The sequence below is a fragment of the Streptomyces sp. NPDC020747 genome, from assembly GCF_044334695.1.
In the GTDB taxonomy this organism is placed as follows: domain Bacteria; phylum Actinomycetota; class Actinomycetes; order Streptomycetales; family Streptomycetaceae; genus Streptomyces.
This window is the reverse complement of the sequence record NZ_JBIRTJ010000018.1, coordinates 259,738-284,833: the sequence shown is the minus strand read 5'-3', so window position 1 is coordinate 284,833 and position 25,096 is coordinate 259,738. Positions and strand designations below refer to the sequence as shown.

The 25,096-nt window shown below is 69.0% G+C and carries 24 protein-coding genes and 1 pseudogene; 15 read left to right on the top strand and 10 right to left on the bottom strand.

Features of this window, described 5'->3' with window-relative positions:
- Positions 1–213 (top strand): annotated as a pseudogene (locus tag ACH4YP_RS39040) (sugar phosphate isomerase/epimerase); the annotation flags it as partial.
- A 55-nt stretch (positions 214–268) separates the two neighbouring features.
- Here ACH4YP_RS39040 and ACH4YP_RS39035 read toward each other — a convergent pair.
- Positions 269–2,215, bottom strand: coding sequence for a TerD family protein (locus ACH4YP_RS39035; RefSeq protein WP_398495766.1), 1,947 nt, complete (start codon positions 2,213–2,215; stop codon positions 269–271).
- A gap of 467 nt (positions 2,216–2,682) precedes the next feature.
- Here ACH4YP_RS39035 and ACH4YP_RS39030 point away from each other — a divergent pair, with 467 nt between their 5' ends.
- Genes ACH4YP_RS39030 through ACH4YP_RS39005 form a run of 6 tightly spaced genes read left to right on the top strand, consistent with a single transcriptional unit; the run spans position 2,683 to position 7,962 of the window.
- Positions 2,683–4,011 carry an ABC transporter substrate-binding protein gene (locus ACH4YP_RS39030; RefSeq protein ID WP_398495764.1) on the top strand — a complete coding sequence of 443 codons (1,329 nt, stop codon included), beginning with the start codon at positions 2,683–2,685 and terminating at the stop codon, positions 4,009–4,011.
- A gap of 4 nt (positions 4,012–4,015) precedes the next feature.
- On the top strand, positions 4,016–4,777 hold the full coding sequence (locus tag ACH4YP_RS39025) for an ABC transporter ATP-binding protein (protein ID WP_398495762.1): 762 nt from the start codon (positions 4,016–4,018) through the stop codon (positions 4,775–4,777).
- Positions 4,774–5,526: an ABC transporter ATP-binding protein gene (locus tag ACH4YP_RS39020; protein ID WP_361072617.1), complete on the top strand. Its 753-nt coding sequence runs from the start codon at positions 4,774–4,776 to the stop codon at positions 5,524–5,526. The genes ACH4YP_RS39025 and ACH4YP_RS39020 overlap by 4 nt, the downstream gene beginning before the upstream one ends.
- Positions 5,523–6,395, top strand: coding sequence for a branched-chain amino acid ABC transporter permease (locus ACH4YP_RS39015; RefSeq protein ID WP_398495759.1), 873 nt, complete (start codon positions 5,523–5,525; stop codon positions 6,393–6,395). The genes ACH4YP_RS39020 and ACH4YP_RS39015 overlap by 4 nt, the downstream gene beginning before the upstream one ends.
- Positions 6,392–7,423 carry a branched-chain amino acid ABC transporter permease gene (locus ACH4YP_RS39010; RefSeq protein WP_361072622.1) on the top strand — a complete coding sequence of 344 codons (1,032 nt, stop codon included), beginning with the start codon at positions 6,392–6,394 and terminating at the stop codon, positions 7,421–7,423. The genes ACH4YP_RS39015 and ACH4YP_RS39010 overlap by 4 nt, the downstream gene beginning before the upstream one ends.
- A gap of 44 nt (positions 7,424–7,467) precedes the next feature.
- Positions 7,468–7,962 (top strand): MarR family transcriptional regulator, encoded by a 495-nt coding sequence (locus ACH4YP_RS39005; protein ID WP_361072624.1) that lies wholly within the window; start codon positions 7,468–7,470, stop codon positions 7,960–7,962.
- Between the two features lie 31 nt (positions 7,963–7,993).
- Here the strand turns inward: ACH4YP_RS39005 and ACH4YP_RS39000 are convergent, their stop codons facing one another.
- Complete coding sequence (locus tag ACH4YP_RS39000; RefSeq protein ID WP_398495757.1) at positions 7,994–8,506, bottom strand: MarR family winged helix-turn-helix transcriptional regulator; 513 nt, start codon at positions 8,504–8,506, stop codon at positions 7,994–7,996.
- A 96-nt stretch (positions 8,507–8,602) separates the two neighbouring features.
- Here ACH4YP_RS39000 and ACH4YP_RS38995 point away from each other — a divergent pair, with 96 nt between their 5' ends.
- From ACH4YP_RS38995 to ACH4YP_RS38980, 4 genes are all read left to right on the top strand, one after another.
- On the top strand, positions 8,603–10,078 hold the full coding sequence (locus ACH4YP_RS38995) for an MFS transporter (RefSeq protein WP_398495755.1): 1,476 nt from the start codon (positions 8,603–8,605) through the stop codon (positions 10,076–10,078).
- A gap of 163 nt (positions 10,079–10,241) precedes the next feature.
- Positions 10,242–10,706, top strand: a complete 465-nt coding sequence (locus ACH4YP_RS38990; RefSeq protein ID WP_398495753.1) for a Zn-ribbon domain-containing OB-fold protein — start codon at positions 10,242–10,244, stop codon at positions 10,704–10,706.
- 61 nt (positions 10,707–10,767) lie between these two features.
- Positions 10,768–11,988 (top strand): CaiB/BaiF CoA transferase family protein, encoded by a 1,221-nt coding sequence (locus ACH4YP_RS38985; protein ID WP_398495751.1) that lies wholly within the window; start codon positions 10,768–10,770, stop codon positions 11,986–11,988.
- Between the two features lie 82 nt (positions 11,989–12,070).
- The gene (locus ACH4YP_RS38980; protein WP_361071175.1) at positions 12,071–13,249 is read left to right on the top strand and encodes an acyl-CoA dehydrogenase family protein; all 1,179 of its coding nucleotides are present in this window, start codon (positions 12,071–12,073) and stop codon (positions 13,247–13,249) included.
- 85 nt (positions 13,250–13,334) lie between these two features.
- On the opposite strand, the gene ACH4YP_RS38975 is transcribed toward ACH4YP_RS38980, so the two are convergent.
- Positions 13,335–13,961: an ester cyclase gene (locus tag ACH4YP_RS38975; RefSeq protein WP_361071177.1), complete on the bottom strand. Its 627-nt coding sequence runs from the start codon at positions 13,959–13,961 to the stop codon at positions 13,335–13,337.
- Positions 13,962–14,055: 94 nt separating this feature from the next.
- Between ACH4YP_RS38975 and ACH4YP_RS38970 the strand changes: the two genes are divergently transcribed.
- Positions 14,056–14,514: a MarR family winged helix-turn-helix transcriptional regulator gene (locus ACH4YP_RS38970; protein WP_398495748.1), complete on the top strand. Its 459-nt coding sequence runs from the start codon at positions 14,056–14,058 to the stop codon at positions 14,512–14,514.
- A 110-nt stretch (positions 14,515–14,624) separates the two neighbouring features.
- Here ACH4YP_RS38970 and ACH4YP_RS38965 read toward each other — a convergent pair whose 3' ends face one another.
- On the bottom strand, positions 14,625–15,524 hold the full coding sequence (locus ACH4YP_RS38965) for a LysR family transcriptional regulator (RefSeq protein WP_398495747.1): 900 nt from the start codon (positions 15,522–15,524) through the stop codon (positions 14,625–14,627).
- Positions 15,525–15,705: 181 nt separating this feature from the next.
- On the opposite strand from ACH4YP_RS38965, the gene ACH4YP_RS38960 reads away from it, so the two are divergent.
- Complete coding sequence (locus ACH4YP_RS38960; RefSeq protein WP_361071186.1) at positions 15,706–16,878, top strand: acyl-CoA dehydrogenase family protein; 1,173 nt, start codon at positions 15,706–15,708, stop codon at positions 16,876–16,878.
- A 167-nt stretch (positions 16,879–17,045) separates the two neighbouring features.
- The gene (locus ACH4YP_RS38955; protein ID WP_361071189.1) at positions 17,046–17,543 is read left to right on the top strand and encodes a flavin reductase family protein; all 498 of its coding nucleotides are present in this window, start codon (positions 17,046–17,048) and stop codon (positions 17,541–17,543) included.
- An 87-nt stretch (positions 17,544–17,630) separates the two neighbouring features.
- On the opposite strand, the gene ACH4YP_RS38950 is transcribed toward ACH4YP_RS38955, so the two are convergent.
- The 6 genes from ACH4YP_RS38950 to eno form a co-directional block, all read right to left on the bottom strand.
- Complete coding sequence (locus ACH4YP_RS38950) at positions 17,631–18,497, bottom strand: 3-hydroxybutyryl-CoA dehydrogenase (protein ID WP_361071192.1); 867 nt, start codon at positions 18,495–18,497, stop codon at positions 17,631–17,633.
- Positions 18,498–18,717: 220 nt separating this feature from the next.
- Positions 18,718–19,683, bottom strand: coding sequence for a LysR substrate-binding domain-containing protein (locus ACH4YP_RS38945; RefSeq protein WP_361071195.1), 966 nt, complete (start codon positions 19,681–19,683; stop codon positions 18,718–18,720).
- A gap of 77 nt (positions 19,684–19,760) precedes the next feature.
- Complete coding sequence (locus tag ACH4YP_RS38940) at positions 19,761–20,867, bottom strand: alcohol dehydrogenase catalytic domain-containing protein (protein ID WP_361071198.1); 1,107 nt, start codon at positions 20,865–20,867, stop codon at positions 19,761–19,763.
- Between the two features lie 58 nt (positions 20,868–20,925).
- On the bottom strand, positions 20,926–21,477 hold the full coding sequence (locus tag ACH4YP_RS38935; protein WP_361071201.1) for a carboxymuconolactone decarboxylase family protein: 552 nt from the start codon (positions 21,475–21,477) through the stop codon (positions 20,926–20,928).
- Between the two features lie 47 nt (positions 21,478–21,524).
- Positions 21,525–22,529 carry a VOC family protein gene (locus ACH4YP_RS38930; RefSeq protein ID WP_361071204.1) on the bottom strand — a complete coding sequence of 335 codons (1,005 nt, stop codon included), beginning with the start codon at positions 22,527–22,529 and terminating at the stop codon, positions 21,525–21,527.
- Positions 22,530–22,604: 75 nt separating this feature from the next.
- Positions 22,605–23,915: a phosphopyruvate hydratase gene (gene eno / locus ACH4YP_RS38925; protein WP_361071207.1), complete on the bottom strand. Its 1,311-nt coding sequence runs from the start codon at positions 23,913–23,915 to the stop codon at positions 22,605–22,607.
- Positions 23,916–24,327: 412 nt separating this feature from the next.
- On the opposite strand from eno, the gene ACH4YP_RS38920 reads away from it, so the two are divergent.
- Positions 24,328–24,921, top strand: a complete 594-nt coding sequence (locus tag ACH4YP_RS38920; protein ID WP_361071210.1) for an NAD(P)H-dependent oxidoreductase — start codon at positions 24,328–24,330, stop codon at positions 24,919–24,921.
- Positions 24,922–25,096 lie beyond the last annotated feature (175 nt).

The following is a 25,096-nucleotide window of genomic DNA, read 5'->3' as shown; positions in this document are numbered from 1 at the left end:
TGGTGCAACTCCTGGCCCCAGAACCCGGCCTGGAAGTTCGTCGCCGTCGGCAACGGCAACGACATCCCCTACTGGACCGAATTCCTGCGCGCCCTAGCCGACATCAACCCCGACATGGCCGTCAACATCGAACACGAAGACGCCGCCTACTCCCAGACCGAAGGCCTCGCCCTCGCCGCCAAGAACCTCCACACCGCCGCCGCCGCACTCTGACCCACCCAGGACAAGTCGGGGACCCGGAGCGGCAGTTCGTCTCCGGCACGGTGATTCAGTCGGAGATGTCGACCCCGTATCCGCGTGCGAGGGAGTCGAGACCCTGGTCGTAGCCCTGGCCGACGGTGCGCAGGCGCCAGAGTGGACCTCTGCGGTAGATCTCCGCGAGGAGCATGGTGCGTTCGGTGGTGGCGGCGTCCAGGGTTGCCCGGGCGATGGGTGCTCCGCTGCTGCCGGGTGCCGCGCCGATCTGGACCGCGCCGACCGTTCCGAAGGTGGTGGCGCCGTCGATGGCCGCGGCGACGACGACCTTGCGGGTTGCGGGCGGCAGAGACGCGAGGTCGACGGCGATGGTCTGTTCGGCGGGGCCGCCGGTAAGGAGCCGCACGGTACCGGCGGGGCTTTCCGGAGCGCCGTAGAAGGTGAACTCCTCGTCGGAGGTGACCTGTTCGTCCTCGTCGAGGAGGAACGCGACGACGTCGATCTCGCAGCCGGTCTGCGGAGCCCAGCTGGCCGTGACGTACCACTCGGGTGAGGCTGTGCCGTGTGGCATGGGCAGGTCGATGACGCCTCCTCTGGGCATCACCTTCGGTTCCCGTGCCCGGACGGTAGCCGTCACCCGGCCGGCGGCTGTCGGTGCGATGAGCCAATGAGCGTCGTGCACGGGGAGTTCGAGCGCGAGGACGCGGTTCATACGGCGGTCCTGTGGGCCACCAGTGAGAAGGACGACTTCGGTGACGCTGGCCGACAGGTTGATGGCCGCGGATCCGCCCAGCTCGACGACTCGGGTACGGGCCGCAACGGCATCGGCATGGACACCACCGAGCACCAGTACCCGGTGGCCGGTCAGTGGCGTGCCCAAGGTGTGGGCGGAATCGCCGACTTGGCGTGGCGCGGGGACGGACACACCGGGGGAGGGCGGTGGCAGGACAGGCGCATCCGGGACACACAGGTCCGGGACCGACACATCCGGGACCGGCATATCCGGGTCAGGCACTGTGGTGGATTCGGGCTCGGTGGCCCGCTCCCGTACCGTCGCCGCCACCGGGGCGATCCCGGCGGAAACGGCCGCCGTCGCCTCATGCGCTGTCCCGGTTCGTACGTCGGCCAGTAGTTGAAGGAACGTGTGCTCGTCGATGACGGGCACGCCCTCGGATTCCGCTCGTCGGGCCTTCGCCGAAGCGGACGTCGGCTCGTTGGTGACCAGCACGCTGGTGTGTCGGCTCACGGAGGCCATCATGTTCAGTCCGGCGGCGACCGCACGCCCGACCAACTCGGCCCGGGCGTGGGCGGTTTCACCGGTGATCGCGATCTTCATGCCCTGGCGGAGCGGACCGCCAGGAGTCAGGCGTCCAGGGTTGCGGTAGGCGCACGGAGTCTTGGGCGGCTGAGGCGTGAACCGGGACTCTGCCCGCGGCGGGCAGGTCACAAGGGGTAACGGCAGATCGAGCCGAGCCGCCTCGCGCAGCGACGCCCGCAGGATGCCGGCCAGCACCCGGGTGTCGTCCAGCGCGTCGTGCGCGTGCTGCTGGGGAACGCCGTAGTGAGCGGCGAGGGTGCCCAGCTTCATGTTGTCCGTAGGCGGATCCACTTGACGGTTCAGTGCCAGAGTGCACAGCCGCTGCGACACCGGCAGCCACATTCGGGCGCGGGCGAACTCGTGGGCCAGGAAGTCGTAGTCGAACTGGGCGTTGTGGGCGACAAGGACCCGGTCCTGGAGCATCGCCCCGATCCGGCCGGCGACCTGGTCGAAGGTCGGCGCACCCCGCAGCCGCTCGGTGGTCAGCCCGTGCACTTCCACCGGCCCCGGGTCGCACCCGGGATTGAGCAGCGTCGAGAACTCCCCTGTCTGCTCGCCGTCCTGACCGATCGTCACCACCGCGACCGACAGCACGCGGTCCCGCCGGGCCATGAGTCCCGAGGTTTCCACGTCGACCAAGGCCCAGTCATGGGCGTAGTCGGCCGTAGCGGGCACGTTGAACGAGGTGGAGGCGAGACTCATGGCGCCAAGGATGATGGGCTATTCACCACTCCTTCAACCCGTATGATGTTTTGCCCCCTTTTTGGGGGGCGCGGAACGGCGGGGCCGAGGCATGTGTCGAGAGCGGCCCGCCCCGCTGGATTGTCAGGAATCCTGAGAAATGATTACGCCTGTCCGGCGGGTGCCGTCAAGGCTGTGGCGGTGATTCCTTGCTGTTGAGGTGCCGCGTGGGTGGTGCGAGAAGAGTGTGTTCGCCACGTATTGGCAATCCTCTTGTCATCCGGCTCCGGCGTGTGCATCATCGTGGCCATCATCAGGGTTCCTGATATCGGGCATGAAGCCCGGCCCTACCGGGATGCGAAGGAACCCGCCCCCGCTTCTCCGCCGCCGGCTCCGGCGTCCCCCGGCTGCCCCAGCCGCCCGCTGCCGGCCTGCTCGCATGCTCCACCACCCTCAGTTCCGCTCTTTCGACGTGCCCGGAGGCATTCATGAGCGCACCCATGAACACACCCGCGAACGGCAATATGTCCCGAAGGTCTGTTATTCGAGGGGCTGTCGGCGCCGCCGGTCTGCTGACGACAGGCGGTCTGCTGACCGCCTGCGGCGGCATCAAGGAGACCTCGGCGCAGACCGACGCGGTGCTCCGGATCGGCTATGTCTCGCCCAGTACGGGCCCGGCCGCCGGCTTCGGCGAGCCGAACGCGTTCCTGCTGAAGAAGCTGCGCGCGGCCTTCAAGAGCGGGCTGAAGATCGGCGGCAAGAAGTACTCGGTCGAGATCGTCGACCGCGACAGTCAGTCGAATCCGCAGACCGCCGGGCAGGTCGCGACCGATCTGATCAACAGCGAGAAGATCGATCTGATGCTCGTCACCTCCACACCGGAGACGGTCAATCCCGTCGCCGACGCGTGCGAAGCGGCCAAGATTCCCTGCCTGTCGACCGCCGTTCCGTGGGAGGCCTGGTACTTCGGCCGCGGTGCCACCCCGGAGAAGCCCTTCACGTACACGTACCACTTCTTCCTGGGCGTCGCCGAACTGCATGCCGCGTACACCTCCTTGTGGACGAAGGGGGGAGTGGAGACCAACAGACGGGTCGGTGTCATGTGGCCCAACGACCCCGACGGCAAGGCGATCCGGCAGGGGCTCGGGCCGGAACTGAAGAAGAGCGGCTTCAGGATCGTCGACCCGGGGGCGTACGAGGACGGGACGAACGACTACTCGGCGCAGATCGCGGCGTTCAAGAAGGCGGACGCGGAGATCTTCAACACCTTCCCGCTGCCGCCCGACTTCGCCACGTTCTGGAAGCAGGCCAGGCAGCAGGGATACCGGCCGCGGATCGCGAGCATCGCCAAGACCGGCCTCCTGCCCTCCCAGATCGAGGCGCTCGGCTCACTCGGACACGGGCTCACCGCCGGCTTCTGGTGGTCGCCCAAGTTCCCGTACTCCTCCACCCTCACCGACCAGACCGCCCAGCAACTGGCCGACGACTACGAGAAGTCGACGGGCAAACAGTGGAACCAGGTCATCGGGTCCAACATGGCTCTCTTCGAGGTCGCGGTCCATGCGCTGAAGGCGACCTCCGACCCCAAGGACCGGGCGGAACTCGCGGCCGCCCTCGGCAAGGCCAGACTCACCACGGTCGCCGGACCGCTCGACTTCACGTCCGGCCCGGTGAAGAACGTGTCCACGGAACCCCTGGTCATGGCGCAGTGGCGCAAGGCCACGGGCGGCGGCAAGTTCGCCGTCGAGCCGGTCATCGTCGACAACGGCGCCTTCCGTGACATCCCGCTCGGAGGCGAACTTGAACCCCTCCGCTGAGCCGGTGACCGCGGAGACGGAGACGGCGGGGCCGGTCGGTCAGGCCCCGCCCGTCCTCTCGGCGCACGGCATCCACCGCCGGTTCGGCAGTCTGGTCGTCCTCGAAGGCGTCGACCTCACCCTCGCCCCCGGCGAGGCCCTGGGCATCGTCGGCCCGAACGGTGCCGGGAAGACGACTCTGCTCGACATCCTCTCCGGCGCCCAGGCGCCCTCCGAGGGCAGCGTCACCTTCCAGGGCCAGGACGTGACCCGCTGGAAGGTGGACCGTCGTTGCCGCAGTGGCATCGGCCGCTCCCACCAGGTGCCGCGCCCCTTCTCCGGCATGACGACGTACGAGAACGTGCTGGTCGCGTCGGTGCAGGGTGGCTCGCACCGGCGCCGGGCGGCACAGCAGCACGCGCTCGGCGTCCTCGAACGCTGCGGCATGCTCGCGCAGGCCAACCGGCCGGCCGCGGCGCTCACGCTGCTGGAGCGCAAGCGGCTGGAGATGGCGCGGGCGCTGGCCACCGATCCGCAGGTGCTGCTGCTCGACGAGATCGCCGGCGGTCTCACGGACGCCGAGACGGACGAACTGATTGTCACCATCGGGCAGTTGCGCGCCGACGGCATCGCCATCGTCTGGATCGAGCACGTCCTGCACGCGCTGCTGAGGGTGATCGACCGGCTGGTCTGCCTCGCACAGGGCCGGGTCCTGGCCGAGGGCGAACCGGCCGCGGTCATGTCCGACCCCCGGGTCGTCGAGGCCTACCTCGGGAGCGCGGCATGAGTCTGCTGTCGGTGGAGAACCTGGAAGTACGGCACGGACTGCTGCGCGCGGTCCGCGATGTCTCCTTCGCCGTGGACGAGGGCGAGGTCGTGGCCGTGGTCGGCGCCAACGGCGCCGGCAAGTCCACCCTCATGCGGGCAATCGCCGGAGCACACAGGCCGGCCGAGGGCTGTATCGGCCTGGACGGTGTGGACGTGACGGCCCGGCCGGCCCACGACCGCGTCGCGGCCGGGATCGCCCTGGTCCCGGAGGGGCGGCGGCTCTTCGCCGACCTCACCGTGGCGGAGAACCTGCTGGTCGCCTCCCGGGTACGGCGACCGGGGCCGTGGGACCTGACGTCCGTCGTGGCCGCCTTCCCCTTGCTCGACGGGCTGTTGAAGCGGCGTGCCGGCAACCTCTCGGGCGGCGAGCAGCAGGCCGTGGCCATCGGAAGGGCGCTGATGACCAACCCCCGGCTGTTGCTGCTCGACGAGGTGTCCCTCGGCCTGGCACCCATCGTGGTCGACACCCTCTACGACTCGCTCGGCACGATTCTCTCCGGCGGTACGACGGTGCTGCTGGTGGAACAGGACCTCGGCCGCGCACTGGGGGTGTCCCGCCGCGTGCTGTGCATGCTCGAAGGCCGCGTCGCCCTGGACGAACCCGCCGACGAGGTCACCCGCGACCAGGTCGTCGAGGCGTACTTCGGGCTGAGCCATGGCACGCCTGTACCGGCGACCGCCACACCTGTGCAGGAGGAGCCGGCATGAACTGGATCAACGCGATCGTGCAGGGTGTCATGCTCGGTGGCGTCTACGCGCTCTTCGCCTGCGGCCTCTCCCTGATGTTCGGCGTCATGCGGACCGTCAACCTGAGCCATGGCGACCTCGCGGTCCTCGGCGCGTTCCTCGTCGCGACGCTGGCCGCCGCCGTTGGCATCAACCCGTTCTTCGCGCTGCTGCTGGTCCTGCCCGTGATGGGAACGGTCGGCGTGGCGTTGCAGCGGGGCATCCTCAGCAAGGCGCTGCGCACCGGCGAGATGTCGTCGATGCTGGCCACCTTCGGTCTCGCCATCGTGCTGCAGAACGTACTGCTGGAGATCTTCAGCGCCGACTCCCGTTCCCTGGACGTCGGTTCACTGGCCACGTCCGGTCTCCAGCTCGGGTCCTCGGTGAGCATTCCGTACCTCGGTGTGCTGACCGTGGTGGTGGGGGTGGTACTGCTCGGCGGGCTGCAGCTGCTGCTGGCGCGTACGGGCATCGGCCGGGCGATCCGGGCCACGGCCGCCGACGCGGACACCGCCGAGCTGGTCGGGATCGACAGCCGCCGGGTGTACGCCTGGGCAGCCGCCATCGCCGTCGCCACCGCCGGTCTGGCGGGTGCGTTCTTCGCGATGCGCTCGTCGTTCAGCCCGTCCATGGGCCCCACCCAGCTGCTGTTCGCCTTCGAGGTCGTCGTGATCGGCGGGCTCGGTTCGCTGTGGGGGACGCTCGCCGGGGGCATGGTCCTGGGCGTCGCCCAGACGGTCGGCGCCCAGGCGGATCCGCGCTTCTCCATCGTGGCCGGACACGCGGTGTTCCTCGCGGTCCTGGCCTTCCGTCCGCAGGGACTGCTCGGCATGAGAAGGAGCCGTACATGACCGCCACAACACCGGTGACACCCACCACGACGGTCACCATCCACCGGTGGACTCCCGTCTCCCGCACGGCGTCCGGCGTTCTGGCCGCCGTGCTGCTCGCCCTGGCGTTCGCGCCCTTCGTGTTCACACCCGAGGTGACGGCAAAGCTGACGACGCTGTTCGTCCTCATCATCCTCGCTGCCATGTGGAACGCGCTGGCGGGCTACGGCGGCCTGGTCTCGGTCGGCCAGCAGGGCTTCATCGGCCTCGGCGCGTACAGTGTCTTCCTCCTCGTCGACCGGGGCATGAGCCCCTTTCCCGCGGTCGTCCTGGCGGCACTGCTGGTCGGCGTCGTCGCCGTACCCACCTCGCTGCTCGCGTTCCGGCTCACCGGCGGGCAGTTCGCCATCGGAATGTGGGCGATCGCCGAGTTCTTCCGGCTGGTCGTGGTGAACACCCCGTCGCTCGGCGGGGGTTCGGGCCGCTCGCTCACCGGTCTGTCGGCCGCCGATCCGGCGGTGCGCCAGGCCCAGGTGTACTGGCTCGCCCTGGCGCTGATGAGTGTGCTGCTACTGGCCGTCTTCGTCCTGCTGCGCAGCAGGACCGGGGCCTCGCTGGAGGCGATCCGCGACGACCCGGTGGGCGCGGCCTCCGTCGGCGTACGGGTCACCTCGGCGAAACGGCTGGTCTTCGTGCTCGCGGCGGTGGGCTGCGCGGCGGCGGGCGGCCTCACCCTCGCCAACACCATGCGAGTGCAGCCGGACTCCATCTTCGGGGTCCACTGGTCCGCGTACATGATCTTCATGGTGGTCATCGGCGGCCTCGGCACCTTTGAGGGACCGATCGTCGGCGCGATGGTGTTCTTCCTGGTGCAGGACTGGTTCGGAGACAACGGAGGCACCTGGTACCTGATCGGGCTCGGCGTCCTGGCCATCGGAATGACGCTGTGGATGCCCCACGGCCTGTGGGGTACCGTGGCACGCCGACGTGACCTCGAACTACTGCCCGTCGGCCATCGGGTGAGGACACCGGTCGTCCGACCGCGCTGACGGCCTCGCCCGACCGCCCAGACGAACGACCAGAGGTGCGCACGATGGCAGAGTCAGCCGATCGGGATCCGGCTCCGGGTGCGGATTCCGATCCGGGCCCTGAGGATCACAAGGGCCCGCTGACGATCTATCTCGTCAAGCAGCTCGAACTGGCCATCCGCTCCTTCATGGACGAGGACCTGCGTCCGTACGGGCTCACGACGTTCCAGTACACCGCCCTGACCGTGCTTCGGCACCGAGGCGGGCTCTCCTCCGCACAGCTGGCCCGGCGTTCCTTCGTACGGCCCCAGACGATGCACGAGATCGTGCGTTCCCTGGAGGAGCGCGGGCTGATCGTGAGGGCCCACGCCCTGGGCAACCGGAGGACCATGGAGGCCCGGTTGACGAGTAAGGGCGAGGAACTGCTGGCGGAGTGCGAGCCGGTGGTGCAGAAGCTGGAGGACCGGTTGCTGCTCGACATGCCGGAGAAACGGCGGTCCGTCTTCCGCCAGGGCCTGGAGGACGGCCTCGCCTCCCTGACCGGGCGACACCACGACTGACGTCCCGGATCGGCTCAGCGGGTAGTCGCCGTCAGGTTTCCGTTGTCGGAGGTGTGGCGCGGTTCCGCGGTCGTGTCCTGGTCAGTCCGTTCTCCATGGCGGTGAGCAGGGAGAGGGCGGCGTCGAGGTGTTGGGTGTCGTGGTCGGCGGCGTCGGAGAGGGTCGTGGCCCATTCCCGCCGGACGAGGGTGGTGTTGTTGCGTCCGTGTTCGGTGGAGTGCACCGTCACCCCGCGACCGTCGGCCGAGTGGGTGTGCCGCTCGATGAAGCCCTTCTCTTCCAGCCCGCGCAGCACGGTGGAGAGGTTGGTGCGCTGGAGTCCTGTCGCGGTGGCGATCCGGCTGGGCGTGGCGGCGGGGTCGTGTTTCAGGTGGCGCATGACCATGCCCTCGGACTGCGACAGGTGGACGGCTCGTTCGTCGGTGTACCGGCGGAACTGGATCTCCCGGCTGATGATCAGTACGAGGTCGGCGAGTTCGGCCCACCGCTGTTCGTGGTCGGGCCCCGCTGTCGGGCCTGTCTGGTGCGTCTGGTCCTCCGTCACGGCTCCAGGGTACGGGTTGTCCGCCGGGTAGTTATGGGGGCATACTCGTTATGAGCTCATAGTTATGAGCTCATAATCAAGGTTCTGGGAGCTGTCATGACGACAACCACTTCTTCCCGGCATACCGGGGCGGCGGCACTCTCGCCCCGTGCCGCGGCCCGCGCCGGGGGCCTGCACCCGGTGGGGGTGTTCATCCTGCTGGCCGGCGCCTTCCTGCCGATCATGGACTTCTTCATCACCAACGTGGCCCTGCCCAGCATCGACGCCTCGCTGCACGCCTCCGCGTCGTCGCTGGAACTGGTGATCGCCGGCTACGGAGTCGCATACGCGACCCTGCTGGTTCTCGGCGGGCGACTGGGCGACCGCTTCGGCCGCCGGCGCGTCTTCCTCGGGGCGCTCGTGGGCTTCGTGCTGGCCTCCCTGGCCTGCGGTGCCGCCCCGGGCGTGGGCGCGCTGATCGCGGCCCGCATCGCCCAGGGCGCCACCGCGGCCCTGCTCATCCCGCAGGTGCTGGCCACCTTCCACCACGTCCTCGAAGGAGAGCGCAAGGCCCGTGCCGTGGCCCTGTACGGGGCCACCTCCGGCATCGCCGCCGTGGTCGGACAACTCGTCGGCGGCCTGCTCGTCGGCGCGGACATCGCCGGCACCTCCTGGCGGCCGATCTTCCTGGTCAACGTGCCCATCGGCGTGGTCGTACTGATCGTGGCGGCCCGGATCGTGCCCGACACCCGCTCACACCACCCCGTCGGCATCGACCTGCCCGGCACCGTACTCTTCGCCGCCACCCTGACCGCCCTGCTGGTGCCGCTGACCGAGGGACACTCCCTGGGCTGGCCCTGGTGGACCTGGCTGATGCTCGCCGCCGCGGTCCTCCTCGGCATCGCCACCTATGTCGTGGAGAAGCGCACCGAGCGGCGCGGCGAGGTCCCACTGCTGCCGCCGTCCCTGCTGCGCCTGCCCTCGATGGCCCGCGGCCTGGCCATGGTGTTCGTCTTCAGCATCGGCTTCGGCGCGTTCATGTTCGTCTTCGCCCTCACCGTCCAGAACGGCCTGCACGTCGACGCCCTGCACAGTGGCCTGGCGATCCTGCCGATGGCCCTGTTCTTCTTCGCCGGGTCCCTGGTCGCGCCCCGCCTGATCACCCGGTTCGGCCGGGCCGCACTGTCCGCCGGCGCCGTCGTCCAACTCGCCGGACTGGTCTCGCTGGTGGCGGTCCTGCTCGCCGACTGGCCGCACGTCGGCCTGTGGGCGATGGCCGTACCGCTGGCCCTGGTCGGTGCCGGACAGTCGATGCTGTTCGCCGGCCTGTTCCGCAGCGTGCTCGCCGACGTCCCCACACACCTGGCCGGCATCGGCAGCGGCGTGCTGATCACCCTGCAGCAGAGCGGACTGGCCCTCGGCGTGGCGACCCTCGGCACCCTCTACCTGGCCCTCGCCCCGCACAACATCGCCCACGCCTTCGCCGCAGTCGAGTACGTCCAGATGGGCATCGTCGCCCTGCTCGCGATCGCCGCCGCCGCCCTGCCCCGCTTCAACAAGGCCACACCGACCACCACTCCGAAAGGAGCGTAGCGCCGGGAAACCCGCTCTGACCTCAGCGAATGGAGCGCGTTCCGCGCACAAAGATGCGTCAGTACGTCGTTGACCGGCGCTCCGCGGCAGGGCCAGGGTGATGGAGCCACATCGGATCCCGACCACTCGGTTCCGGTCACCGGACTTAGTGCAGGAGGCCGTGATGCTCCAGACAGACACCCTTGAACACGCCCTTGAACACGCCCTTGAACACACCGAGTCGGTAGAGGACCGCGAGGCCGCTGCCCCGGCTCCTGCTCCTGCCGCGGCCACGTCCGCGCCCGCCACACCGAACGCACCGGCGCTCTGCCGCGACCTCTTCTTCCAGCGCTGCCTCTGGTGCGGAACTCCGGCCTACCGCCGTTCCTTCTGCCGTGCCTGCGGGTCCGTGTCCTTCACACGGGAGCGCAGCGAGGGCTCCGGGGTCGTCGTACGCCGGAACGGCCAAGCCCCGCACCACACTTGCTTCGTCGCGATGGACGAGGGTTTCAACCTGCTCTGCGAGATCACCGCGACGGCACCGGTCGCGGTCGGGGCACGGGTGAGCGTCGTACGATCCGTCGCCCCTCTTGGCCAGGGCCTGCCCCTCGTCGAACTCACGGCACCGCCTCTCCAGCGCCGTTGGTAAGGGGAACCGGCAGAGACACAGTCACCTCGCACATACGCGGGACGATCAGAGAGGAGGGTGCATGGGCACCCAGCACAACGCACCGGACGGATGGACCGGCGTTCCCGACGGCGCGGGACGTGGCGCACTGGACGGTCTGCGCATCGCCGACTTCTCCCGGGTGCTCGCGGGGCCCTACGCCACGATGCTCCTCGCCGACCTCGGCGCCGACGTGGTGAAAGTGGAGCGGCCGGGCATCGGGGACGAGACCAGGGCCTGGCATCCTCCGGCGGACCACGACGGCACGTCGACGTACTTCCTCGGCGTCAACCGGAACAAGAGATCCGTCGTCCTGGACCTCACGACCGACGCCGGCCTCGAACAGGCCCGCGCCCTGGTCGCCGAGTCGGACGTGCTGGTGGAGAACTTCCGTCCCGGCACGATGGAACGGCTGGGGCTCGGCCGGCGCGAACTCCTCGCCCGGCACCCGGGGTTGGTCTACTGCTCGATCAGCGGTTTCGGCAGCGGTGAGGGCGCGGCGATCCCCGGATACGACCTCCTCGTACAGGCCGTCGGCGGTCTGATGAGCGTGACCGGCGACGAGGGCGGGGAGCCGGTGAAGGCGGGCGTGGCACTGGTCGACGTGATCACCGGCCTGCACGCCTCGCTGGGCATCCTCGCCGCCCTCCGGCACCGGGACGCCACCGGCGAAGGACAGCACGTGGAGGTGAACCTCCTCAGTTCTCTGCTCTCGGCCATGGTCAACCAGGCGTCGGCGTTCGCCGTCGCGGGAGTGGTCCCGGGCCGTATGGGCAACGCGCACCCGAGCATCGCCCCGTACGAGACCTTCCCGGCCGCCGATCGCCCGATCGCGCTCGCGGTGGGCAACGACCGGCAGTTCGCGGCGCTCGCCGAGGCTGTGGGGGACCCCGGTCTCGCTGTCGACGACCGCTTCCGCACCAACACCGACCGGGTCGCCCACCGCGCCGAACTGCGGGACATCCTGAGCGAACGGCTGGGCGTGGCGGGCGCGGACCACTGGTCGGCCGTCCTGCTGGCCGCGGGGGTGCCCGCCGGACCGGTCAACACCCTCGACGAGGCATTCGCCTTCGCCGACAAACTCGGCCTCCCCGGCATCGTCGACATGCCTGACCCTGGCGCCGACGGAGCAGTGGGCAGGCCCTCCCGCCAGGTCGCGAACCCCATCGCGCTGAGCGGCACACCCGCGCGGTACCGCCTGCCCCCGCCACGTCTGGGCCAGCACACCGCGGAGATCCTCCACCGCGATTCCGACCACACCTGAGCACCGGGCAGGGCGGTCACCCGACCGTTCCCCGCGCCGCGGCCACAACCGAACCGATCACCACAACCCCCAGGAGCTCACGATGAGCGGCGCCAAGCCGATGAAGGACCCCCTCGACCTGCTCGACCTCTCCTCCACCCTCACCGACGAGGAACGCGAGATCCAGGCCACCGTCGCCAAGTTCCTCGCCGACCGGGTGCGTCCGCACATCGGCGAGTGGTTCGAGAACGCGCACTTCGCCCGCGAACTCGCCCCGGAACTCGGCAAGTTGGGCGTTCTCGGCATGCACCTCGACGGCTACGGCTGCGCCGGGACGAACGCGGTCAGCTACGGCCTCGCCTGTCTGGAGCTGGAGGCGGCGGACTCCGGTTTCCGCAGCTTCGTCTCCGTGCAGGGCTCGCTGTCCATGTTCTCCATCTGGAAGTGGGGCTCGGAGGAACAGAAGCAGGAGTGGCTGCCCCGGCTCGCCGCCGGTGAGGCCATCGGCTGCTTCGGCCTGACCGAGCCGGACTTCGGCAGCAACCCCTCAGGGATGCGCACCAGGGCCGTCCGAGACGGCGTCGACTGGATCCTCAACGGCTCCAAGATGTGGATCACCAACGGCGGCATCGCCGACGTGGCCACCGTCTGGGCACAGACCGAGGACGGCATCCGCGGCTTCCTCGTCCCGCGCGGCACGCCCGGCTTCACCACGCAGGACATCAAGCAGAAGATGTCGCTGCGCGCCTCCATCACCTCGGAGCTGTACTTCGACAACGTACGGCTGCCCGACTCGGCGCGGCTGCCCCTCGCGGAGGGACTGCGCGGACCGCTTTCCTGTCTCAACGAGGCCCGCTTCGGCATCCTGTTCGGCGCGGTCGGCGCGGCCCGCGACTCGATTCAGGCGGCCATCGAGTACGCCGACTCCCGCGTGCAGTTCGACAAGCCGATCAGCGCCTTCCAGCTCACCCAGAAGAAGCTCGCCGACATGACCGTGTCCCTGAGCGGCGCCGCGCTGATCGCCGTCCACCTGGGCCGGCTCAAGGACCAGGGCCGCATCCGCCCCGAGCAGATCAGCGTCGGCAAGCTCAACAACGTCCGGGAAGCGATCGCCATCGCACGGGAGTGCCGCACCGTCCTCGGCGCCAACGGCATCTCGTTGGAGTACTCACCGCTGCGGCACGCCAACAACCTGGAATCCGTCATGACCTACGAGGGCACGAACGAGATGCACACACTGGTCGTCGGTCAGGCGATCACGGGACACCCGGCGTTCCGCTGACCACTCGGGCCGAAGGAAGACGCCCCAGAACACCAAGGGCTGTGGAGAACAGCACCGCCGCCGCGCTTGCGGGCGGCGAGAATCGTCAGGCCAGGCCGATCTGCCGTTGCATCGTCAGCTGGTCGAAGAAGAGGAACTCCTCCTCCATGACGCCGCGCTTGTTCAGGACGCCGATGGTGGCCATGTGGAGGGCGAACGGCTTCCCCGTGGGCTGGATGAAGCCGCCCTTGCCGTCGGGCATCGGGCCGGTGAAGGTGCCCTCCCACACGCCGGTCACGGCGACGAAGTTGGCCTTGGCGATACGGACGGGGTGTACCTCGATCTTGATGTCCGGCGCCCACAGGAACTGGGCCTTCATGTCCTCGACGTGGATGTCCAGCCCGTCGGTGTAGTGGCCGTCGGGCCAGTGGACGCGGACATCCTGGTCGTGGCTCTCGTCGAACCGGTCCCAGTCCTGATGGGTGTAGACGTCGAAGTCCGCGACGTCGAACATCTCCAGGTTGCGGCGCTCCTCGCGGGTGAGGCCCTTGGGCCACGGGAACTCCTCGCGGGTCTTGACCGGGTCCCCCATCTTGAATCCCTTTCCATGCCCGCCCAGGTCGGGGTAGCGGCCCGCGGCCTCGGCCGGGGTTCCGCCGTCGAGGACGGTGGTGAGGGCCAGGGCACCGAAAGCGGCTCCGGCGCCACCCCTGATCACGGCACGGCGATCCATGTGTCATCACTCCCGTAGGTGTTTGGCGAATTATTTACCTGCGCACACAATTACAGAACTTGGGTGCGCATGCAAGTAGTCGTAGGATGGGGGCATGCCCGACGACAGCGACAGGACCGTCCCTCTCACCGCCGACGAATACGCCCTGGTCAAGGCGTTTCGGCCGGCGATGGCCGCCCTGGCCCGCGCCTTCGACGCGAATCTGCACCCCCTGGGCCTGACTCACGCCGAGTACGTCGCCCTGATGTTCCTGTCCGAGGCTCCCGCCCGCGCGCTGCGCCTGGGTGACCTGGCCGAGTTGTGCCACCAGTCCTCCTCCCACATAGGGCGCACGGTGCTGCGCCTGCAGGCCGAAGGACTGGTCGTACGCGAGCAGTGCAGCCAGGACGCCCGCTCCTTCAGGGCTGTACTCACCGATGCCGGTCTTGCCCGCCTCGAACAGGCATGGCCCGTTCACATCGCGGGCGTCCGCCGCTGTCTGCTCGACCAGCTCGGGGGCGTCGACGCGGCCGAACTCGCCGCGGCCTTCGAGCGCATCGCGAAAACGGCCTGACAACCGCAGCGCCGGCCGTATACGAGAACAGGGCCGTTGAGGCCAGGGCCGGCGAGGCTCTCCTTGCGAACGCCGCGGAGTGGCAGGCGGCGATGAACGCCGGACGCGCGTCAGTCCGTTGTCCGCGGCCCGCCCGCGTCGGCGAGGGTCTCCTTGGCGTGCTGGAGGAACGTGCGGGCCCGGTGTGTGGGAGTGACGTTCGAGGCGTGGGCGATCATGAGCGCCACGTCGTCCAGTGGGTCGCTGAGCGGCATGGATGCCAGGGGGAGTCCCTCGATGCTCGTGTCGGTGGGCCAGGACTGGATCAACATGGCGAAGCCGAGGCCGCGGGCGACCATGCTGCGGACTGCCTCGATGCTTGAGGCCCGGTACCGGATGTTCGGTCGTGCTCCGGCGAGGGCGAACCAGCGGTCGGCGTTCTGCTGGGCGGGCGGCTCCGCGTAGATGATCAGCGGCTCGTCCGCCAGTTCGGCCAGCGAGACGGACGTACGCCCCGCGATCGGGTGGTCGGCGGAGACGATGACGTACGGCCGGCTTGTCCTGAGCGTCGTACAGGACAGGCCGGCCTCGTCACCGAACGCGTACAACAGGGCTACGTCGCACGAGCCTCGGACCAGGGCCTGCCGTATTTCGTCCTGCTGACCCTCGATCAGCTCCAGGTTGACCGCCGGGTGAAGCCGGGTGAACCCGTCCACCAGGAGTGGGATCAGGAAAGGCGTCAGGGCCGTGTAGCAGCCGATGGTCAGGCGGCCGGCCAGCCGGCCTTCCTCGGCCTGGGCACTGGCCGTGATCTCGTCGGCCTGGGTCAGCATGTCCTGGGCGCGTCCGAGTATCCGGCTGCCGGCCTCGGTGAGAGAGACACCCTTCGCCCGGCGCCGTACCAACAACTGGACGCCGAGACGGCGTTCGAGGTCGGCGATCGCTGTGGAGATGCTCGCCTGGGACGCATGGCACCGCACCGCCGCAGCGCTCATCGAGCCGGCGTCCGCCACCGTCACGAAGTATTCCAATTGGCGGAGGGAAAAATTGACCGTCATTTCTCTCCTGTTGTTATGGGGAATCTCAATAAGCCTTATAGGGAAGTCCTGCTTTTCCTGGACGTAACGCGGATGTCATTCTAAGCCGAAGGTACCTGTTGAAAAAGGCTCGTTATACGAGCAGGCATCCGCACGCCCAGTCAGGAGACTTTTCATGGCCACGCTTCTTGACGCCAATCGGTCCCAGGACCGGGGAACCGGTGACAGCGTCCTCGACCGCGTACGCGCCCTCCTTCCCGAGATCGCGGCACGCTCCGCCGAGGGCGAGGACGCCCGGGCGGTTCCGGCTGAACTCGTCGCCGCGCTGCGTGAGACAGGGGTGTTCCGGATGGCCCTGCCCCGGGCGTGGGGCGGCGAGCAACTCGGGCTGCTGGAAGGGGCCCGAGTGGTGCGGGAGATCGCCCGAGCCGACGGATCGACCGGCTGGACCGTCCAGGCCGCTTCGATGGCGTGGTTCTTCGTACGGTCGCTGCCGCGGGAGACGCTGGAGAAAGAGGTGTTCGGAGACGGTGCCAACCTGATGCTCCGAGGAGCGGTGGCTCCGAAGGGGCTGGCGAGGCCGGTGAAGGGGGGATACCGGATCAGTGGCCGTTGGCCGCTGGCGAGCGGCCCGTTCACCCCGGACTGGATGCTCGGAGGGTTCCTGGTGGAAGGGGCGCCTCCACTGCCGGACGGCCGCCCGGACATGCGGGTCGCGCTGCTGCGGCCCGAGCAGGTCACATTCCTCGACACCTGGGACGCGGTCGGCCTGCGTGCCACACAGAGCACCGACTTCACGACGGAGGACGTCTTCGTGCCCGAGCACCGCACAGGGCCGATGTTCGGCGACAACAACATCCCCGCTCCCTTTTACGACTTGCCCTATTCACCAACAGGGGCCTCGCACGACGCGGTCATTCTCGGCGCCCTCGACGGTGCACTCGACGATCTCGCCGACCTTGCCGCGACCAAGCGGCCGGCGTTCAACCCGAAGGCACTGCTCGGTGAGGACCCGGTGTTCCAGGAGAAGTTCGCCGAACTGCAGTTGCGGGCCGCGGCCCTGGCTGCCCTGTCGGAGCAGACCGGACGCATCGTCATGGACCGTGCCCTCGGGGGAGAGGAGCCCAGCCCGGCCGAGTGGTTCGGTTACAAGGGCGCCACCCAGCACATCCACCACGAGGGCATCCGGATCCTCAACGAGATCATGACCCTCTCGGGAAGTGCGGGCCTCTACAGCAGCAGTCCGCTGCAGCGCCGCTGGCGCGATGTCCGCTGCGTCTCCCAGCACGTGGTCGGCAACACCGGCGCGATGCGGCAGTTCGGCGCGGTCCTGTCGGGACAGAACTGACGCCTGGCAGCACTGGCAGAACTGGCAGCAACAGAGCTGAAGAACTCGCCCAGAATCTCGGAGCAAGCAATGCGTCCACCACTGGCTCCACCACTGACTACCGTCCTGCGAACCCGCGCCGCAGCACAGCCGCACCCCATACGCCGACACCGCAAGGGTGGCCCCCGATGAGCCAACTCGACGTGACACCGACCAACTCCTCACTGCTGCGCCAGGCCTTCGGCTGCTTTCCGTCCGGGGTGACAGCGGTGTGCGCGCTCGACTCCGGCGCCCCGGTGGGGATGGCCGTGAGCACATTCACCCCGGTCTCCCTCTCACCCGCCCTGATATCGGTCTGTGTGCAGGACACCTCCACGACATGGCCGAAGCTTCGCGGGCGGAGCCATGTGGGTGTGAGCGTGCTCGCCGAGGGACAGGACACCATCTGCCGGTCGCTGGCCAGTAGAGCGGGGGACCGGTTCGCGGGAGTCGACTGGGATGCCGACGACGACGGTGGCGTGTACATCCACGGCGCCAGTCTCTGGCTGAACTGCTCGCTGCACGCCGAACTCCCCGGTGGCGACCACACGATCGTCCTGCTGGAGATCCAGGGCCTGAAGGCCGAACCCGACCGACAGCCCCTGGTGTTCCACAACAGCAGGTTCCGCCGCCTGGCCGTCTCGTAGGCGGACCGGCTCTTCCTGGTGGCGGAGGTGGCCGTACCGCCACCGCGCGCCTGACCGGCCGACGCGGATACACCTGGGCCCACGCCATCACGCGGCCCGGTAACTGAAGAAGCCCTGCCCCGACTTACGGCCCAGCAGGCCCGACTCGACCATGCGGCGCAGCAGCGGGGGAGGGGCGTACAACGGTTCCCGGTGCTCCTCGTACAGCGCTTCGCCTATCGCCGCCACGGTGTCCAGGCCGATCAGGTCGGCGAGGCGCAGCGGGCCCATGGGGTGGGCGCAGCCCGCCGTCATCCCCGTGTCGATGTCCTCCGCCGTTGCCATGCCGGAGCCGACCATCCGCACCGCGGCCAACAGGTAGGGAACCAGAAGGGAGTTGACGACGAAGCCCGCGCGGTCCTGCGCCACGACCGTCTTCTTGCCCAGGATCTCGCCCGCGAAGGCACGCACGCGCAGTTCCGTGGCCTTCGACGTCTGCAGCGAGGGGATCACCTCGACCAGTGGCATGACGGGGACCGGGTTGAAGAAGTGCAGTCCGATCACCGCTTCCGGCCGTCGGGTCGCGGCCGCGAGCCGGGCGATGGGGATCGAGGAGGTGTTGCTGGCCAGTACGGCGGCCGGGTCGGTGACCACCTCGTCCAGTCGCCGGAACAGCGCCGTCTTGGCCGGCTCGTCCTCGACGGCGGCCTCGATGACCAGGTCCGCACCGGCCAGGCGGGAGAGGTCGGCGGTGACCGACACCCCGGCCAGGGCATGTGCGCGGTCCTCCGGGGCGATGGTTCCGCGCTTCTCCGCCTTGAGCAGCGAGTCCGCCACACCGGCCAGTCCGGCGCGGGCCCTGTCCTCGGTCACGTCGCACAACGTGACGTGCAGTCCGGCCCGGGCGCAGACCTCGGTGATGCCCCGGCCCATCTGCCCGGCGCCGACGACTCCCACGTGCTTGATCGATGTCATGTGTTCCTCCGCGTGTCCTGCCGCCCGGGGCGGTCGACGGACGCCGCCACGCTCTGCGGCGCCGTGTTGACCCTAGGCCGGGTACAACCCATCTGACCTGCTCGGACAGTGCGTCTTCCGCGCACAAAAATGCGTCGGTTCGTCGTTGACCGGCCGTGCCGCGCGGAGTCACGTCGAGTACGACCGGGGCGCGTCCGCAGGCCGCTGCCGGTCGCCCCCATCAGCCAGCGACGGACGTGGCCGCGGCCGCTTCCCGCAGGCGGCGGATCACACCGCGCACCGCGGGCGAGGTCTCGCCCCTGCGGTACGCGCCCACCAGCCGGGTGGTCAGCGGTACGTCGGCCAGCGGGCGGTAGGCGACACCCGGAATCAGTACGCGGCGCAGCGAGTCCGGCACCAGCGCCACGGCGAGACCACCGCCCACCAGGGTGAGCGCGGCGATGAAGTCCCGTACCGGGGGCGCGCACCGCGGGCTGAAGCCACCCCGCTCCGCCACCTCCTGGATCTGGTCGCGGCAGCCGTACTCCTCGTCGAAGTGCGGGGCCACGAACCGCTCGTGGCGCAGTTCCGCCGCCGGCACCGCCTCGTACGCCGCCAGCGGGGCGCCCTCCGGCAGCGCCAGGACGACCTCCTCGGTGAGCAGACAGGTGGCCGTGACCCCGTCCGGATACTCCGGACGCCAGCGCAGGAAACCGACGTCGACGTCCCCGCAGGACAGGGCCTCCAGCTGGGCCGGTGTCTCCAACTCGCGTACCTGCACGGTGAGATGGGTGTCGAGGGCCGTGCACCGGGTGAGGACGTCGGTCAGCACACCGGAGAAGGCGGCGGAGGCCACGTAGGCGATCTCGGCGTGCCCCAGTTCCCCGCGACCGGCCCGCCGGCCCACCGCCTCCGCCCGGGCGGCCTGCGCGAGGGTCAGCCGTGCCTCTTCGAGGAACAGCCGCCCGGCGCTGGTGAGCGCCGGGCGGGTGCGTCGGCCGCGGTCGATGAGACGGACCCCCAGGTGCGACTCCAGCGCCCTGACCTGCGCGCTGAGTGCCGAAGGAGCCAGATGCAGCCGGTCCGCCGCGCGCGCGAAGTGCAGTTCCTCCGCGACGGTGACGAACGTTTCCAGCCAGCGCAGTTCCACCGGCTCCTCCGTCCTGTTGAGCGCACCGGCCGCGCACACGGCCGGTGGGTTGGACACCCCGCGGCGACGTCAGGGCAGGACAGGTCCGCCGCGGGGTGAGTACGGGTCGTCAGGGAACGTCGCCTGGAACGGGATCAGGGGATGACGACGTAGTTGCTGAATCCGCCGTCGCGGTCCGTGAGTCCGGAGATCGCTTCGTTGACCCTGGACAGCGGGAACGGCTTGGCCTGCAGATAGGACAGGTCCAGGGCGCCCGTGGCGACCATGTCGGCGAGTTCCTGCCCCTGCGCGGTGCTGAACCAGTTGGAGCCGATCAGCTGGACCTGCTCGTCCATGAGCCACTTCACGTCTACGGGCAGCCGGTCGGCCACCCCGCCGACGTTGACCACTCTCCCGCCCCGCCGGACACCCTGCATGGAGTCGAGCATCGTCTCCACCGGGGCCTTGGCGCCCAGCGCGCTGATCACGTAGTCCGCGCCCTCGCCGCCGGTGCGGGACTTCGCCCACTCGCCCGTGGAGCCGTCGCCCAGCCGGAAGACCTCGACGCGGTCCGGGTCAAGTTCCTTGACGCGCTTGAGGAGTTCCTCGTTGCGGCCGGTCCCGAGGACGCGGGAGGCGCCGGAGGCCAGCGCGAGCACGGTCGACGCGACACCGAGGGTTCCCGTGACCCCGTCGATGAGAGCGACCTGACCCGGGCCTGCCGCGGCGTTCTTGAGGGCACCGTAGGCCGTGCCGATGTAGCCCAGCTTGCCGGCCTGTTCGAACGTCATGTTGTCCGGGATGTTGACGATCGAGTACTGCGGAGCCGTCATGTACTCCGCGAAGCCGCCGTAGGGGTAGAGGTCGAAGATCCGCTGGCCGTCACGGGAGGTGCTGAAGTAGCCGTTCAACGTGAAGTAGCGGCAGCGGCTCAGTTCACCGCCCCGGCAGACCTGACAACTGCCGCAGGAACGAAGGGGGTTGACGTACACCCGGTCGCCCGGCCTGGTGTGCAGCACCGCCTCGCCGACCTGCTCGACCACGCCGGCGGCGTCCAGGCCGAAGACGGCGGGGAACTTCGGCAACGGCTGGTGCGGGAACCAGGTCGGCCAGTTGTTGATCACGTTGGCCATGTTCGGCACGATCCCGCACGCCTTGACCCGCACCAGAACATCGGTCGGTCGTGGGGTGGGCACGTCGATCGTGTCCACGGACATCGGCTCACCGAGTCTGTGCAGTCGGGCAGCGAGCATTTTCGCCATTGAAATACTCCTAGAAAATCACGGCTCACTTGGGGACGTGCCTTTACGGCACCTATTCCTACGACTCCGGGAAAGGGTTCGGGTAATTGTTCTCAAGGTCGATGTCCAGCAGCCCCATGATGCGGACGCCGGAGTTGTACCAGGCGATGGACAACGACAGTTCGACCATCTGCTTGTCCGTCAGGTGGTCGGCGGCGGCACGCCACGTCTCCTTCGAGACGTCGACCTGGAGCGTGGACTCCTTGGCGAGGCGCATCACCGCCTTCTCCACCCCGTCGAACAGGTCGGACGACTCGAAGTCGGCCACCGCCGCGAGCTGTTCCTCGGTGAGACCGGCCTTGAGCCCGTGCGACTGGTGGTGTGCCACCTCGTACGCGGACCGGGTCGCGTACCCCACGGTCAGGATCGCCAGTTCCCGCAGCTTGGGGCTGAGGTCGGCGGCCCGCAGCGAGTTGGCGTAGGTCAGGAAGGCGTCCAGCTGGGTCGGTGCGTTGGTCAGGGCGAGGAAGATGTTCGCCGTCGGCACCTTGCGCTCGGCTTCCAGCCGGTCGTACAGGGGCTTCTGCGATACGTCCGCGTCCTCGCGGTGCAGGTAGGGGACTCGTGCCATGGTGACTCCTGGAACGCTGGAAGTGCGGAAGTGCGGAGTAAGGATGGTCAGGGCGCGGACTGTTCGAGCAGGAACCGCTCCAGCGACATGGGCTTCGGCAGTTCGGCCGGCGGGATCTGCGGCACGCCGACGAAGGGCGACGCCTCGAAGTACCACTTCTCCAGGGCCGGGAGGCCCCAGCGGGCGTTGGTGCTCAGCGATGCCGCGTCCCAGCGCACCGGCTCGATCTCGGTGTCGATGGTCTGGTAGTGGCTGTTGAAGACCTCCACCCGGTGTCCGTCGGGGTCGCGGAGGTAGGCGAAGAGCATCCCGCCAGGACCGTGGCGTCCGGGACCCCTCTCCACGCCGTCGCCGTAGCCCTGGATGCCCGCCCAGTCGCAGGCGGTGAAGATGTCATGGCTCTCGGAGACGGTGTAGGCGAAGTGGTGCAGGGCGGGCCCGGTGTTCTCGACGATCGCGAGGTCGAGGCAGGTCCCCTTGCGGTACATGAACGCACCCAGCAGCTTGTCACCGTGCTCCAGGTACTCCGAGTTGCGGAAGCCCAACTCGCCGTAGAACGCGCACAGTTCGTACGTGTCGGGTGCGAAGGTCTGGTAGTGGTCCAGCCGCTGGGCGTGGGCGCCCCTGTACTGCTTGAAGTCGATGTGCAGCCGAGGCCGGGTCTCCATGTGCGCGCACAGTTCGAGTGGTGTGCCGATCGGGTCGCTGACGTGCAGGGTGCGGCCCTGGTACGGGACGTCGACCCACTCGGCGGGCAGTCCCCGCTCACGGAACCAGGCGTACGCGAGATCGAGGTCCTCGTCGAAGAACACCCGGAAACCGATCCTCTCGCACCGGCCCGCGCCCTCTTCGTCCAGCTCCAGGACGAGGCTGTGGTGGCAGGCCTCGGCCAGGCCGCGCAGGTAGCAGGTGCGCTCGTCCTCGTCGCTGACGACCAGTCCCAGCACGTTCACGTAGAAGTTCCGGCTCTCGGCCAGATCCGCGACCGTGAGGCGCACATGACTGGAGCGGGTGATGTTGAAACTCGGGCGCAGATTGACGGGTGGCAGCATGCTGGTCTCCGTGCTCGGATCGGCTCTGGTTCTCGACGACGGTAATTTCGATGACTGTAATGCTGTGCGGCTGTTTTACGGCTGGGTCGTGGAGGCCCCGGATTCGGCGAATGCGAAAGCGGACCAGCCGCTGAATTCCGCGGATTCACCGAGGGACTCCTCGATACGCAGAACCTCGTTCCACTTCGCCATGCGCTCGGAGCGGGTGAACGAGCCCACCTTCAGCTGGCCCGCGTCCCAGCCGACGCTGAGATGGGCGATGGTGATGTCCTCGGTCTCCCCGGACCGCGCCGAGACGATCGTGCCGAACCCGGCTTCCTTTCCGGCCAGCAGTGCCTGGAAGGCCTCCGTGACCGTGCCGGCCTGGTTCGGCTTGATCAGGACGGCGTTCGCCGTTCCGCCGGTCGCCGCGGCCTCGACCCGCTTGGCGTTCGTGACCAGGTAGTCGTCGCCGATCACCTGGCAGCGGTGGCCGTAGCGCCGGGTGAACTCCAGCATGCCCTCGTGGTCGTCCTCGCCCACCGGGTCCTCGACGGACAGGATCGGATACTGATCGATCCAGCCGCCGAGCATGTCGATCAGCGCGGTGGTGTCCAGGGTGCGGTCGTCCAGAGCCAGCCGGTACTGTCCGCCGCTGCCGAACTGCGAGGCCGCGACGTCCAGTGAGATGGCGACCTGGGTCGAGGGAGCGAAGCCCGCGCTCTCGATCGCCCGGGTCAGTGTCTCCAGCGCCTCCTCGTTGGAGTCGAACGCCGGCCAGAAGCCGCCTTCGTCGGCGACTCCCTGCGCCTTGCCCGCCTTGCGCATCAGACTTCCGGCGGCCCGGTAGATCTCCGCCGTCCAGTCCAGGGCCTCGGAGAAGCTCCGCGCCGCTGGGCACATCACCATGAAGTCCTGGACGTCGACGCGGCGGTCCGCGTGGGCACCGCCGCCGAAGATCTGGATCTCAGGGAGGGGGATACGGACCGGCCGGCCGCCCGCCAGGTGCTGCCACAGGGGTACGCCCGCCGACGCGGCGGCGGCGTGCAGGACCGCCATGGACGTGGCCACGATCGCGTTGCCGCCGAGTCGGCTGCGGTCGGGGGTTCCGTCCAGGTCCACCAGCAGCCGGTCGACGGCTTCCTGGTCGCTCGCGTCGCGGTCCAGGAGGGCGGGCGCGATCTCGTGGTTCACCGAGCCCACCGCCCGTCGGACGTCGAGGCCGCCGAAGCGGCTGCCGCCGTCGCGCAGGTCGAGCGCCTCGCCCTGGCCCGTAGAGGCCCCCGCGGGTGCGATGGCCCGCCCGATCGCTCCGTCCGCGAGGTGGGCCTCGACCTCGACGGTCGGCCGACCGCGTGAGTCCCACACCCTGCGGCCGTAGAGCTTGGCGATCCGCGCGTCTGTCATTGCGGTGCGACCTTTCGGAGTTCGGACGGACGCTCCCGCGGCCGGAGGCCTGTGGGCGCGAACGAGAAGGAGAGAGCGATGCAGAAAGCAGAGGCGAGATGGAGAGGACGAGATGGAGATGACGAGGGTTGCTGGTTCTGCTCGTCCACTGCGGCCCAGTCGTGCTATCGATAGCGCAATCGTGCAAAGCGACGGCGGCTCTGTCAAGAGGCGAGCAGCACATCGAACCGGTGGTCTTGCGGTTCGACGGCATCCTCTTGGTCCGTCCGAGCGTGAGTGCTATCGTTCGCACAATCCGGAGCGCTCCGGCAGAGACTCCGGCGGACCCGCGCTCGCCTGGACGGACGGACAGCACAGGCGGCGTGGGTTCGCCGGGCCGGATTCCGACCGGCCGACAGGAAAGCGACCCGCCATGACAGCCCAGCCCTCAGCGACACCGATGATCCTCACCACCGTTGTGGCCAGTACGCGCCCCGGACGGGTGGGCAGATCCGTCGCGGACTGGTTCACCGGCCGGGCCGCGGAAGACGACCGGTTCGAGTCGCACATCGTCGACCTGCGCGAACTCGCTCTCCCGTTCTTCGACGAGCCGCATCCACCCGCTCTGCGGCAGTACACGAAGAGCCACACCCGCGAATGGAGCCGGATCGTCGACGCGTCGGACGCGTTCGTCTTCGTCACTCCGGAGTACAACGGCGGCTTCCCCGCCCCGCTGAAGAACGCGTGGGACTACCTCGCCGTGGAGTGGCATCACAAGCCGGCCGGGTTCGTCGGCTACGGAGGCGTCTCGGCGGGGACCCGGGCGGTGCAGATGTCCAAACAGGTCGTGGCGAACCTCAGGATGCTGCCGATCGGCCCGACCGTGAGCATCCCGTTCGTCGGCGAACTCGTCGAGGACGGCGACTTCCGGCCCGGCAAGATCCACGAGGCCGCCGCCGAGCAACTGCTCGACGAACTCGCGCGTACCGCCCGCGTCATGCGCCAACTGCGCGGCGCAACGCACTGACCCGGCGCCGCACGCGCGAAGGCGCCCGGAGCGATGCGGGTGCTGTTGCGTACCCCGTGCAGCGAGAGCCAAGTGGTGGGGGGGGGGCCCCGCCCCCCCCCCCCCAACCCCCGCGCCCGCCCCCCCCCCCCCCCCACGCGCCCCGCCGCGCACCGGGGGCGCAACAAAAACATAA